This is a genomic window from Sphingobium sp. AP49 (assembly GCF_000281715.2).
Lineage (GTDB): Bacteria > Pseudomonadota > Alphaproteobacteria > Sphingomonadales > Sphingomonadaceae > Sphingobium.
Map to the genome: position 1 here is coordinate 1,067,554 of NZ_CP124576.1, position 13,622 is coordinate 1,081,175.

The window sequence follows — 13,622 nt, forward strand, 5'->3', positions numbered from 1 at the left end:
TGATCCCCGTTCGCCATATCTAGCGTGGCTAGGGAGGGATGGCTAGGCTGTCCTGCGGCTATCGGATTTCCAGGCTGATGAGGCCCAGGCCAAGCGGTCGCTGATCCGGCGAGTTTAGCATATCGCCGGGCGCTATGGGGCCGCTATGCTGGAGTTGCAGGAAGATGTCGCCGTTGCCAATGCAACTGGGCGTCATGCGCAGGCGAAGGCGGCGAGGGTGGGACCGCAGCGTGAAATGCCCAAGAAAATAGCCGTTGGCGGTGGCGCTGATCTGCGCTTCCTCCATATTCGGTACAGGAAATCCCTGAACGTTGAGGATCACATCGATAAAGCCGCCAACATATGAGCTATCGAGCGCGAAGCGCAGGCAATGTTGGTCTTCTTTCCCCCAAACGCCCCATTGTTCCTGGGGCCACCACCCTCCGAAGAGGTAGAGGCCGACATTCTGCCCATCGGCAAAAAATATCGGGGTGTGGCGTGCCAGATAGGGGAAACCACCCGGCGTCATCTCGATATGGTTGATATCGCAGATGTCGGCATCGTCCAAGTTGGACCGAGGGGCGACCTTCGTCAGGTCCCACTGATCTTGCATGGTGGCTATTTGTGCCTCCATTGCGTGTAGGCGCTGCTCATTTTGCATTAGCGTCTGACGCAACAATGCCACGTCCATTCGCAATTGCTCCATGGAGACTTTGTCATCTGCAAGGGCGTGGTTAGTCATGATATCTCGAACCGGATGGCGGGTTTGGCATGTTCGCCCTGCGTCCAACCCGCTGCGCTCCTGATGGTTTCTGAACAATGCGGCGCCATGGCACAATCTATGGAGAGCGGATGGTTGTTTGGCAATCTCGATCCGCCGATCGCCGTGCGTCGCTCGCATGCAGCGTGTCCGCGTTCAAGAAGGGCAGAGAAAGGGTTGCGAGCCTTTTGCATTGCCTATTCCTGAGCGCAGGCTAGTCAGGTTTCTGTGAAGCAATGAACCTTTTTGGATTGTCCTATACCTGGGGATGGGTGTGAGCAACGTTATTAGTGCATTTCAGTATTACTTCGGTCGGTATCCGGAAAATGAAGATGTCATTGCATCCCATGAAGGGATGAGTGGCGGAAATTTTGATGCCATGCGAGAGAATTTTTCGCTTTCTGAAGAGTATAGGCAAAATTATTTTACCGTCACAAAGCCGAGAAATGGTACATTTTTTCGGCCTATGCAGGATGGTGTAAAGATATGCGTTCTTGGTAATTGCCAGGGGCCGAATATAGCGATGGCTATTGCATCTTTGGCTCAAGCGCCGGTTTCGGTCTGTGGTCTGGAGATCATGGATTTTTCGGAAACATCTGGTGAAATGGCTTCTATAATAAAAGATGCCGATTACGTCGTTGCGTGCAAGACCTATAATGAAAATTATAAATCTGTATCTCCTGATTACATAAGATCGGAATATGGAAAGAAGACATTTGAATATTCTCCGGTTCATTTTACCGGTCTTCAGCCAGACATTCTCGTTCTTGGTCATTATGGACAGCGTATCCGTGGGCCTCTGGGGGATTATAATTCCCGTGTCGTTCTTTCGGCTTTCTGCCGGGGCATGACTGTTTCTGAATGCGTCGGTGCGTTCAACGAGGATACTTATCAACGTGCCGCTTATTTCGCCGAATTTGGTTGGTCGCGCGATACTATGTTGCAGAGAGAGGCTGCGCTGGACGAGGATGGTCTTCGTATCGCGGACTGGTTTCTCGATAATATCCGGCGGACACCGCTCCTCTATAGCGTCAATCATCCAAATTCACGCGTCTTCGCGCATTTCGCTCAACTTATTTTGAGCAAGATTGGTGTGCCGGCACGTCGGATGCCTGTCGACATGATCCCCAATACGTTGGCGTCGCAGGTTATCTGGCCAGTCGCCCCCGAATTGGCGCGAGCCAATGGTGTCGGATATGACACCGATCTCGCCTATTGGTGCAACAATGTCATGCTGAACCTGGATGAGATGGTCTGGCGGAGTTACAAGACATATGAAACCCTGGGGCGCGACTTTCTGATTGAAGCGATGGGGGAGCGGGCCATCAACTTCGGCTAACGCAGAATCGGATCCAACTATATTGGCTCCTATGTGCTAGAGCGTAATCCGTTCATACTGAATCGGATCACGCTCTATTTTTCTTTTGTTTTCCGCATTTTCCGAGCCAGCAGATGATGCCATCTGCTTCGAAAATGCTCTAAGTTATTGATTTGCGCAGTATTCCAATTCGGCAGGCCATTTCGCCTGTTGAATTGGAATGCTCTGGATGTCGTCGGGCCATGATGGCCTTGGGCCGGCTGCCCGTGCAATCGCGCCTCCCTGACCAGAAGAATATGGCCGCAGCGGTGGATTCACCCCGATGCGGCCATATGGATCAGTTGGCGGATTTGGCCTTGCTCGTCTGATAGACTTCGTTGGCAAGCCAGCGTGTCGCCGCATCCTGTTCTGCGGCACGCACTGCCTGGCTTGCGCCCTGGGCCGCCATCCGGACGGCCAGCAGTCTTCCATCCTGGCCCAGGAAACAGTCGTTTCTAATTGGGAATGCGTCCGTCAGGGCAACGACCTCGCCAGAAAGATAGCGATCGGCACGATAAGAGGCTGCGAGAATGCGGCCAAGCAACTCGCCGCCCGTCGGACTGGCGGGCGAAGAGCCATGATAGTGGCGCTCCACATTATTGACCACGCCTTCGATCGCTTCGGTGACTTCCGGCTGGTCCGGATTGGCATAGAGTATGCCCAGGTCCAGCCCCCACAATATACCTGCATTGGCACGAGCAGTGCGGAAGACCGCCAGGCCCTTGTCATGTGCAATCGACATTGGGTTCACGAAGCGGATGTCGGCATCGAGGATCAGGCCACCGGTCTTTGCGAGCAAGCAATAGCGCGCAAGATCTGCCTTGTAGCTGGAAGGGGTCAGGGCATCATAGGCCTGAATGACCTCCTTGGGAAAGTTTTCACCGATAAAGGCCCGTAGCAAAGGCGGCGTCCACAGCTTGTATGACGCGGTGGGATGCATCTGTTTGATGGCGTGCTGGTTGGCCTCAATATCCTTTGCATGCATCGACCTTTTGCTGGCGTAAAGGATTTGGTGGACGAAGTTGACCGTCTGGCTTGCAGGATAATCCGTCCCGCTATCGTCGGGACGGGCCGCCGGGACGCTGCCACTCTTGCGGCTGGCGGCCGTCATATCCTTCGCAAGAGTGAGGTCCAGGAAGTCGCCGGCAAAGCGGCCATTGGTTTCCAGGCTGGCGGCTATGCTCGATCGTTCGTTCAGTTCGAATGACAGGGCAACGCATCCTGTTTCATCGGGAGCGATTTTTTGTGCAGAAGCGATGACCTTGCGGGCCTTGTCGCCCATGATGGCGAGGTCCACCGTGCCGATGGCTGTTGTAGGATTGAAGCGGAAGGTGGCGGTATAATGCCCGCGGGGTAGGTCGAGCGGATCGCTGGCGATTAGATGGCCTTTGTCACCCTGGGTTATGGTGGCGCCCATTTCGGTTAATGAGACGCGCGCGCGTAGCTGCGGGTGATCATAAGGCAGGTAGATCTGACCCTCGCCGTAAATTTCGCGTCGATCCCACATCTCGCCATAGACGTTGGTGTCTTTAAGGCCGAGTTGGGAGGGCTTGCCGCCGCCGCCTTGCAGGCGCACGGCCACCAATGTTCCATCCGGTGCAACATAGCAGGAGCGGTTCAATGCGCCTTCGACCTGAAGGTTGAGAGCCTCGCCGATATGATATGCATCGCACCGTCCGAGCGCAGCAAAGACGCGCCCAAAGAGTACCGGCCCTGACGGCGCGAGCGAACTAACGCCATAATCCTTCTTCTGCACATTGGCGACGACCAGATCGATTGCCAGCTTGATTTCTGGTTCCTGCGGTTCGGCGTAGATGATCGTATTTTGCGCCATCCAGACGGCGCCGTGTAATGGCTTATGATCCCGAAAACAGGCGAGTGTCTTGCCCTGTGGCAAAGCCAGAGGATTGAGAAAGTGATTGCTGAGATCGGAATAGAGCCCGCCTTCGATGTACAGCAGGCAATAGCGCGCCAGATCGGCTTTCAAGGCATAGGCCTTCAATGAATCGAAGGCGTCGAGCACATCTCGCTCAAAATGAGCCTTGATAAAGGCGCGCAGTTCCCATGCACCCCAGAGCTTGTAGCTCGCTTTGGGATGCTGCGCCTTGATCGAGGCAATATTCTCCCGCACGGCGAAGGGCATATTATTCGGGACAAGGCCGCTCTGATTGATGAAGATTTGATGGATCTTCGTGACCTTTGTTGCACTTGCCTTGGTAGCCGTCGCGACAGGCGCTTTCGCAGCGACTCCCGCCATTGCATCGCTGGTCCCGGCTGGCAAAAGCTTCAGCAATTGTTCGACAGGCGTAGCAAAGGCAGGCGCATTGTGATCGCCACGGCCGCCACGGGCGATCAACTGACCGACCAGTGTCCCCAGTTCGTTGCCCAATCGCATGATGCGCTGGGACACCAGGCCACCGTCCGGAGCGGGGAGGGGCGTTCCATCGGCATGGGCTGCGAGGCGTTCCTGAAGACCTTCCAATTGGTGGGCATGTTGCTGGCCTTCGTCCGACCCGGCAAGCGAGGCAAGGACTTCGATCCGGTTCAGGCCGTGCCGTAGTGCGTTGGTATAATAGTCGAGACCGCCGTCATCCACGCTGCGTCCCAATATGGCGTGATAGGCCATGGCCACGAATGCCCGGTCGTTCAGGCGCAGCAGGTCGTCGACATGGTGGATGGAACCGGCAGGGTGGGAAGCGGACAGGGTGACCGGCGGAGGAACCAGATAATGTTGCAGTCGGCGCACCTGCTCCTCGATCCGCTGGACGCGGCGCTCGTCGTTTTCGACACGAGGAGCCGGGCGGCCAAGAAAATGCAGGGTCCTGGCGAGGAGGCTCCGTTCGATCGTGCCGACTTCCTCCAGGCCCACGATCTCGAATGCCTGGCGGCGTCCCTCCTCGGATCCGCGCAGTTCGTTGAGGATCTTCACCTTGTCATAGCCGCGCCGCAGACGCCGCAAATAGGTGCTGAGACCGGACTTATCGACCTCGCGGCCCAATACCGCATTATAGGCGAGGCGAAGGAAGGTTTCGTCGTCGAATTTCAGCAGCTCTTCCGCATCGCGGATGGGAGGAAGGTCGCTGCCGCGTCCGCCTGCCATGACATGCTTGATGGCCTGATAATGGGGGTGAAGGTCGTTCAGGTCGTATTCGGCTTCCTTGGACAGCTGATCGGCAGAGACTTTCTGGCTGTCCTCGATGAATTCCAGCAGTCGATTATAGACCTTGATATCGTGCAGGCTCATATAATTGACCGACGAGTCATGGTCGAACAATTCGACGTGCAATTCCTTGTCGCCGCGCATGACCTGTTCCAGGCTGGCGACCAGATCTTCCACCTTGGCTGAAGCTGGCGGAATGACCGGGTCGGCGATTGCCGCAACGGGCTCGCCCAGTGCATTCAGCAATTGTGCAGACACGACGTCGGCCGTGTATGTTTCGAGTATCTGCTGTTGGATGCCGAGAATTTCGCCACGCACTTCAGGGCGCAGGGCTGCGACGGTGCAAGCGGCAAAACGATATACGTCGAAGGTTGACGGTGCAAACGGGTGGTCGCGCAAAAGATCCGAAAACGCGCTGGATGCCCAGGCCACAACCGGCAGATGGCTGCGCATGGCTTCAAACACCGGCATGCCGAAGCCTTCATGTTCCGAGAGGCACATGAACACCGTGGCTTTCTGATAGATCGTCCGCAATTCTGCGTCCGACACAGCTCCAGTAAAGCGGGCATTGATGCCGTTGCGGCTCGCAATATCCTTCAGATCGTCAGTATAGTTTTTCAATCTCTCCTCGACCGATCCGACAAAGATGACCTCGATCGGGCGCTTCAGGAAGGATTGGGTCAGGGCAGCGACAGACAGGATATGCCGATGCCCCTTGTGCGGCACGACGCGCCCGACGAACAGGATCTGTATGGGTTCGCTGCCAGATTTGGCCACGGCGCGCTTAGGTGCGCTTGTCTTGCCCTTTTCAAGGAACTGGCTCGCCGGGAAGACGGTGTGGATATGCGCAGGATTGCCGTCCAGCGCCTCTAACTGACGGCGACTGAATTCGGAATTGACCATGAACTGCACCGACTCTGCGCGGGCGAACTTGTTCATCGTCTGGAAACCGCGAACGCATCCCTTGGCGAAATCCAGCGCATCGAGGGCGTAGAACCAGGGCGTCGTATTATTGTGCCAGCGCACAAAACAGTTGGTAACATTGTTGATCAGGAAATCGTCCACCCCGTCCCAGCCATCACAAAAATGATAGATGACCGTGGCGTCCGGGTGCTTCTTGATGAAGCCGTAGAAATCCTTGAAGGGCTCGATTGGGATACCCTTGTGGATCGATGTGTCGAATTCCACCGAAAATATCCGGATATCGGCCTTTTGGCCATAAAAACTCCGAAGAACCTTATATTCAAACAGGCAATCGTATCCGATTGAGTCCGTCAAATGTGCCAGATTCTGAACGATGAATGCGATGTTCATAAGGTTCCCTGGAATTTGTAGATATCTAGCGATCTGAATATTCTAAATTAGAGTTTTAAGAATCTTAACCATGCGGGCGCAGCGTTGGTGGCATATGTCGATTACGCTGCGATGTCATATGATATTCAACGCAAAAGCTGGCTTCGATACAAAGGAGGGGATGTGCAACTATATGCGCGCCGCAGATTCTCATCGGCTCGGTTCGATGTCGCCAGCCAAGTGAATGGCGAACGCCATTTGCGCATTTTCGTTCAATCACAGACCCCCCTGTGCTGCACCTGATACAAGCAGCCGTGCTTTCAATCCAGAGACGTGTCTCGGATTTTTTCGCTTTGCAGCATAAGTTGGGACAGGTCGTCGACGATGAACGCAAGTTATGGAGCGAGATGGGGCATGTCGAGGATATCGTCGGTCAGATATTCCAGTTCCCGCCGATCGTGACTGACATAGAGGATCGGGATGTTGGTCACGGCATGGGTTCGAGTGATCATTGCCAGGATATCCTGGCGGCGGGACTGATCCAGTCCGGTAAGCGGTTCGTCCATCAGCAGCAATCGAGGCGCGGATAGGAACGCTCTGCCGATCGCCACCCGTTGAGCCTCTCCGCCTGATAGGTTGTGAGAATGGCGCCGCAGTAGATGGTCTATTCCTAGCAGGCTGACGATTGAATCCAAGTCTGTCGTCTCGGAGCCGGGGGAGTGATCGTGCGAGCGGCGACTGCCATACAGAAGGTTGGAGCGGACGGTCATATGAGGAAATAGACGTAGATCTTGAAACACATAGCCGCAGCGCCGCTGGGCGATCGGTAGATCGATTTGTCGTGCCTGGTCAAACAGTGTCACGCCATCAATGGTGATGCGTCCATCGTCCGGGCGCAGCAGGCCTGCAATCATGTTGAGCAGGCTGCTCTTGCCCGCTCCCGATGGCCCGAACAGGCCGAGTATGCCCTGTGGCCGTGTTATGTCGACGGCGAGCCGTAAGCGTCCTAACTGGCGACTAACGCAAATCTCAAAGGACATGGGCCGGCTTTCCTGGTTCAATGCGGCGAGCCAGCAATTCGGACAGCATCAAGGCACCGAGCGAAAGCAGGATCGACATGAAGGCAAGGCGCATCACGCTGTCTTCACTTCCAGGCCGTTGCAGTGCAGCGTAAATGGCGATCGGCAAGGTGCGGGTCTCACCCGGAATATCCGAAACGAAGGTGATCGTCGCGCCAAATTCGCCGATCGAGCGGGCAAAACCCAGAACCAGACCCGCCAGGATGCCGGGCAGGGACAGGGGGAGGGAAATACTCAGGAAAACGCGGATCGTTCCTGCTCCCAAGGTCTGGGCCGCAGTCTCCAGCCGGCGATCAATCGCTTCGATCGACAGGCGCATCGCACGCACCATCAGCGGCATTGCCATGATTGCCGCTGCCAGCGCTGCACCGGTCCAACGGAACAGCAGGGTCACGCCGAACCAGCTTTCCAGCCAGCGGCCAACTGGTCCGTGCGCGCCAAACAGAAGTAGTAATAGCCAGCCAGTCACGACGGGCGGCACGACCAGCGGCAGGTGGACCACCGCATCGAGCAGTAACTTGCCCGGAAACCGATGGCGCGCGAGCAGCCAGGCCAAGGCGAAGGCGACGGGAAGCATAACTGTCACGGCGATCACACTGACCTTGAGCGATAGCAGGACGATCGCCCATTCTTCATTGCCAAAGCCGGTCATCGGCGCATCAACCACGCATGCTGTTCATGGCGAATGTCATGGGTATGCCATCTTCGTGCGTCATCCGCTCTTTTTGTCGCGCATTGCGTGAAAGGATTGTTGTTTCGTCTTGCAGGCGATAGCAGCACGGCAGCCTTTTACAGCTTATCCGCTTTCCCGCCATTTCCTTTTTCAGGTATTTTGAATGAAACAACTCATCGCGTTCGACCTTGACGGCACTCTGGCCGAAAGCAAGCAGCCGCTGGGCGCGGCGATGGGGGAGGCGCTGACCCGCCTGCTGACCGTTGCCCATGTCGCCGTGATTTCCGGTGGCGACTGGCCGCAGTTCGAGAAGCAGGTGGCGAGCCGCCTGCCGGCCGATGCGGACCTGTCGCGGCTGTGGCTGATGCCCACGACCGGCACCAAGCTCTACACTCATCAGCAGGACGGCTGGACCCCGGTCTATGCCGAACTGTTCGACGATGCGCAGAAGGCGGCGATCCTGACGGCGTTCGACGCGGCGCTGGAAGCGACCGGCTTCGTTCCCGAACAGACCTGGGGCGAGCGGATCGAGGATCGCGGCAGCCAGATCACCTTCTCCGCGCTGGGCCAGCAGGCGCCGATCCACGCCAAGGAAGGCTGGGATCCCGACTTTGCCAAGCGCAAGATCATCCAGGCCGACCTGCGCCAGCGCCTGCCGGGCCTGTCGATCAACATGGGCGGCGCGACGTCGATCGACATCACCCGCGAGGGCGTGGACAAGGCCTATGGCCTCAAGAAGCTGCGCGATGCGAGCGGCATCGCGCTCGATGCGATGATGTTCATCGGCGACGCCATCTTCCCGGGCGGCAACGACTATCCGGCCAAGGAGCTGGGGCTCGACACGGTGCGCGTGCGCGATCCGCAGGAAACGCTGTCGGTGATCGACGCGATCGTCGCCTGCCAGAAATAGACAGCGAAAGTGACAGGGGTCAGGGCGCGCTGAAGCCGTAACGGCCAAGGATCGCCCGGCCCTGCGCCGACAGCAGGAAGCGACGGAAGCCTTCCGCGTCACGGTGGCGACTAGCGGTCAGCCGTGCCAGCGGATAGCGGATCGGGGGATGGCTGTCGGCCGGGAAAGACCCGACCGTCTGCACCGATTTCGAGGCACGGGCATCGGTCGCATAGACGATGCCCAGCGGGGTGGCGCCGCGCTCGACCAAGGCGAGGGCGGCGCGCACGCTGTCGCCGCGCGCGACCTTGTCCGCGACCGAGGGCCAGACATTGAGCGCTATCAGCGCCGCCTTGCCATATTTGCCGGCCGGCACGGCGTCGGGGTCGGCCATGGCGAGGCGACCGCCGTTCAGCGCCGCGGCCAGCGGCATGTTGCGGCCGATGCGCAGTCGCACCGGCTTGCCGGCCGGGGCCACGAGCACAAGGCGGTTGCCAGCCATGTCGGCGCGGCTGCCGCGCGCGACGAATCCGGCCTTCTGGATATCGTCCATCCAATCCTCGTCGGCGGAGGCGAACAGGTCTGCGGGGGCGCCGGCCTTGATCTGCCGGGCGAGCGCCGAGGAAGCCGCGAAGGAGAGGGTGGGGCGGGCATGGCCCTGCCGCGCCCAGGCATCGGCGGCGGCGTTCATCGATTCCTGCAGGCTGGCGGCGGCAAGCACGAGTGGCCCGCGCCTGTCCTGCGCGGCAGCCCAGGATGGTGACAGCAAAAGTGACAGGAGCGCGAGCGCGCGCAGCAGGAGCGGAATCGGATGAAGGAAGCGCATGATTGCCTTGTGCGCCCGGCGCCGCGGCCATGCAATTGTCGGCACATGCTTTTGTCGCTGTGTCCGATCCGCTAAGCAGGCGATGGTGATGCCGATATTTCCTCCCTTCGTCCGTTCCGGCCGGACCCGCGCAGCCCGTTGACATGGCAGTGATACGCACGCTTTGCGGCCGGTGCGGCGTTGGTTGTGGCCTGCGCGCCATGACCGGCGAGGATCGCGACCTGATGGTCGAGGGCGACCGGATGCATCCGGCCAATGCCGGGCGACTGTGCGGGCGTGGACTGGAGATCGCGGAAGAGGTCGGGCTGGACGGGCGACTGCTCCAGCCGATGATCGATGGTCGGCCGCAACGCTGGGAGAAGGCGATCGCGCAGGCTGCCCGGCGCCTGTCGGCGGTGATTGCCCAGCATGGCCCGGACAGCGTGGCGCTGCATGTTGGCGGCGGCCTGCTGACCGAGGATTATTATGTCGCCAACAAGCTGATGAAGGGCTTCATCGGTTCGGCTCATGTCGATGCGGGCTGGGCGGCGAATGACGGCGCGGCGCTGGCGCAGCGGGCGGCCTATGGCGAGGATGTGATGCCCGCCGCCTATGAGGATATCGAGCGGGCCGAACTGATCCTGATGATCGGCGCGGATCTGGCGCAGGATCATCCGGTGCTGAATGCGCGGATCGCGGCGGCGCGGGCCGAGTTGGGTGTCGAACTGTTGCTGCTGGCGGCGCCGGGCGAGGGGACGAGCATCGAGGCGGATCTGCGCATCGAAGTGCCGCGTGACGGCATGGCGGCATGGATCGCCGGGCTGCTGCGCCATTGCCATGATGTCGGCGCAACCGATGGCGACTATCTGGCGCGCAGTGTCAGCGTACCGGACGATTTCTGGGCAATGCTGCGGACCCGCCATGACCTCTGGTCGGTGGCGCGCAGCTGTGGCTTGTCGCCGGTGGAATTGCGCGCGCTCTATGACCGGATCGCGGCCGTGCCGCGGATCGTAACGCTGTTTGGCGGCGCGGACGAGGGGCTGGCGCGGGCGGTGATCGATTTCCATCTGGCGACGGGACGGATCGGCAGGCCGGGTGCGGCGCCCTTTGCCATGACGGCGGTGGCCAATGGCATGGGCGGGCGCGAGGTCGGCTGCCATGCGACGGACCTTGCGGCGCATCGCGGCTTCACGGCGGAGGCGATGGCCGAGATAGCCCGTTTCTGGTCGGCCGAGGCGATGGCGAACGGGCCAGGGCTGGACGGCGCGAAGCTGGCCGAAGCGGTGCGGGACGGCCGCATCCGCGCACTGTGGAGCATTGGCGGCGACGGCATCGATCCGGCCTGGCTGCGCGCGGCGCTGGACGCGGTGCCGCTGGCGATCCGGTCGATCCCCTGGGCGGATCCCGACCGGGACGGGCGCGGCATCCTGCTGCCATCGGCCAGCTGGGTCGAGAAGGACGGCACGCTGACCGGGGCGGACCGCCTGATCAGCCGCCAGCGCCGGCTGTTCCCGCTGCCCGGTGAAGCGAAGCCGGACTGGTGGATCGTCACCCAGGTCGCCCGTGCGATGGGCTGGCAGGCGGCCTTCCATTATGAATGGGCGGCGGAAATCTATCGCGAGCATGTGCGCCTGACCGCCTATGGCAATGACGGCGCGCGGCTCTTGAACCTGCGCCGCCATGCCCCGATTTCCAACCCCGCCTATGACGAGCTGACCCCCTGGCGCTGGGGCGAGTTGCCGTTCGACGAGGGGCGTTTCCCGACGCCGGATGGCAAGGCCCGCCTGCTACCCCCCTAGACCACCGCCATCTGGTAGAGAAAATCGACGAAGCCGGCGGTGGCGCCGTCATAGCCCATCACCTTGGGATTGCTGCTGTCGATCAGCAGATATTCGTCCGGCGCATGGGCGCCCGATCCATGGCCGAGGCCAAACTGGCCGGCGGGCAGCGACACCGGGGCGGAGGTGAAGACATAGCCCGGCCAGGACCCGGCGAGGCGGGGATAGACGCTGGTCTTCACCCCGGCGCGTTCATAGGTGGCGCGTTCCGCCTTGATGAGCGGGCTGTCCTCCGCCGTCTCGGTCGGGTCATAGCCGCCCGAGACATTGACCGCGATGTCGCCATAGCCGCGCTTGGCGAGATGCGCCTTCAGCTTGGCGACGCAATCCGCCATTGTCTGGTTCGGCACCAGCCGCAGGTCGAGCTTGGCGACGGCGCGGCCAGGCAGGATGGTCTTGCCGCCCGGACCGGTATAGCCCGACATCAGCCCCTCGATATTGACGGTCGGCATCGCTGCCAGCCGCTCCAGCGTCTCCTGCCAGCTTGTCTCGCCGACCCATTGCTTGACGCCGAGCTGCTTCAGTTCGTCGGCGGAGGAGCGCTTGGCCGCGCTCTCGGCGATCAGCGCTTTTTCGCGCGCGGTGAGCGGGCGAACCTGGGCGAACCAGCCGTCGATCGCGGGCGTGTTGCCATCGGGCGTGACCAGCGTGCCCAGCGCCTCGACCAGGCGCCAGGCGGGGCTGTCGACGATCGCCTTGTAGCTGGAATGGATGTCCTTGGCCGGACCCCGGCCCCAGGCCTCGCCCGAGGCGACCAGTTCCAGTTCCACCACGCCCTTGGCGCCCAGGTTGATCGACACGCCGCCATCGACCGGGCTCTGCCAGGAGGCGGGGATGATGACGCCGCTGCACGGCTTGAGCGCGGCCAGCACATCGGGGCGGCGGACGATCTGGGCGAAATGGGGCGATCCGATCTCCTCCTCACCCTCCGCCACCAGCACCAGATTGACCGGCGGCCTGATGCCGGCGGTGCGGAAGGCGTGGAGGGCGGCCAGCATCGCGCTTTCCGGCCCCTTCTGGTTGGTGGCGCCGCGACCGACCATCACCTTGCCCAGCCCCGGCCTGTCGACGATCCGCCCTTCGAGCGGGGGCGAACTCCATTCGGCCGGGTCATATTGCTTGACGTCATACATGAAATAGAGGCCGAGCGTGCGCTTGGCGCCATTATCCATGGTAGCGAAGACGCCGGGTGCGCCGTCGGTCGGTACCCGCTCCACCTTCTGGAAGCCGGCGTCCTTCGCCAGCATCATCATATGGGCGCAGCCCTTTTCCATGTCGCGGTCCTCGGCCGCGATCGAGGGCAGGGCGATCCAGTCGCGCAGCCGGGCGACGGCGGCGTCATGATTGGCGGCAATCGCCTGATCGAGCTTTGCCCGGTCGCCGCCGGCGGCCAGCCCCGCGCCCGGCGCCAGCAGCGCCGCCCCCATCGCCGCGCCCTTCAGCATGGTCCGTCGATCCGCCTGTTCCATCATGCCCGCTCCATCATGATTGTCTTCCCTGTGAAGCGGCCATGGTTGCGGATCGGCGGTGGGAAGGAAAGGGGGCTGGTGCGCCAGCGCGACGCGACAGTGCGAAGTTCACAGTGTCGTGCGGCATGGGGCTGGGCGTTTTCGGCGGATTTCCGTGGGGCTGGTCGGGACGACGCGACAGCGACGCGACGGTGAGGCGACTGTCCCGCGTCTGGGACGCGACAATGAAGCGACACCGACGCGACAGCGAATGGACAGCGAAGCGACAATGGCGCGCCGGCGGCGGCGATGGGCGAGGGGGAGAGGCGTCGGGTGCCATG

General features: G+C 60.7%; 9 protein-coding genes. 3 read left to right on the forward strand and 6 right to left on the reverse strand.

Going from position 1 to position 13,622, the window contains the following annotated elements:
- Positions 1-58: 58 nt before the first annotated feature.
- Complete coding sequence (locus PMI04_RS05160) at positions 59-721, reverse strand: hypothetical protein (protein ID WP_037487519.1); 663 nt, start codon at positions 719-721, stop codon at positions 59-61.
- A 292-nt stretch (positions 722-1,013) separates the two neighbouring features.
- Here PMI04_RS05160 and PMI04_RS05165 point away from each other — a divergent pair, with 292 nt between their 5' ends.
- The gene (locus PMI04_RS05165; protein WP_157178202.1) at positions 1,014-2,078 is read left to right on the forward strand and encodes a WcbI family polysaccharide biosynthesis putative acetyltransferase; all 1,065 of its coding nucleotides are present in this window, start codon (positions 1,014-1,016) and stop codon (positions 2,076-2,078) included.
- 316 nt (positions 2,079-2,394) lie between these two features.
- Here PMI04_RS05165 and PMI04_RS05170 read toward each other — a convergent pair whose 3' ends face one another.
- The 3 genes from PMI04_RS05170 to modB form a co-directional block, all read right to left on the reverse strand.
- On the reverse strand, positions 2,395-6,570 hold the full coding sequence (locus PMI04_RS05170) for a glycosyltransferase (protein ID WP_007713947.1): 4,176 nt from the start codon (positions 6,568-6,570) through the stop codon (positions 2,395-2,397).
- A gap of 374 nt (positions 6,571-6,944) precedes the next feature.
- Entirely contained in the window at positions 6,945-7,589 is a 645-nt protein-coding gene (locus PMI04_RS05175; protein ID WP_007713946.1) for an ATP-binding cassette domain-containing protein, read from the reverse strand.
- Positions 7,579-8,280: a molybdate ABC transporter permease subunit gene (modB, locus tag PMI04_RS05180; protein ID WP_007713945.1), complete on the reverse strand. Its 702-nt coding sequence runs from the start codon at positions 8,278-8,280 to the stop codon at positions 7,579-7,581. The genes PMI04_RS05175 and modB overlap by 11 nt, the downstream gene beginning before the upstream one ends.
- Positions 8,281-8,464: 184 nt before the next feature.
- On the opposite strand from modB, the gene PMI04_RS05185 reads away from it, so the two are divergent.
- Positions 8,465-9,211: an HAD-IIB family hydrolase gene (locus tag PMI04_RS05185; protein ID WP_007713944.1), complete on the forward strand. Its 747-nt coding sequence runs from the start codon at positions 8,465-8,467 to the stop codon at positions 9,209-9,211.
- Between the two features lie 19 nt (positions 9,212-9,230).
- Here the strand turns inward: PMI04_RS05185 and modA are convergent, their stop codons facing one another.
- Positions 9,231-10,016 (reverse strand): molybdate ABC transporter substrate-binding protein, encoded by a 786-nt coding sequence (modA, locus tag PMI04_RS05190; protein ID WP_007713943.1) that lies wholly within the window; start codon positions 10,014-10,016, stop codon positions 9,231-9,233.
- 143 nt (positions 10,017-10,159) lie between these two features.
- Between modA and PMI04_RS05195 the strand changes: the two genes are divergently transcribed.
- Positions 10,160-11,794, forward strand: coding sequence for a molybdopterin-dependent oxidoreductase (locus tag PMI04_RS05195; RefSeq protein WP_037487160.1), 1,635 nt, complete (start codon positions 10,160-10,162; stop codon positions 11,792-11,794).
- Here PMI04_RS05195 and PMI04_RS05200 read toward each other — a convergent pair.
- Positions 11,791-13,305 (reverse strand): M20/M25/M40 family metallo-hydrolase, encoded by a 1,515-nt coding sequence (locus tag PMI04_RS05200; protein ID WP_349293595.1) that lies wholly within the window; start codon positions 13,303-13,305, stop codon positions 11,791-11,793. The genes PMI04_RS05195 and PMI04_RS05200 overlap by 4 nt on opposite strands.
- Between the last annotated feature and the right edge of the window lie 317 nt (positions 13,306-13,622).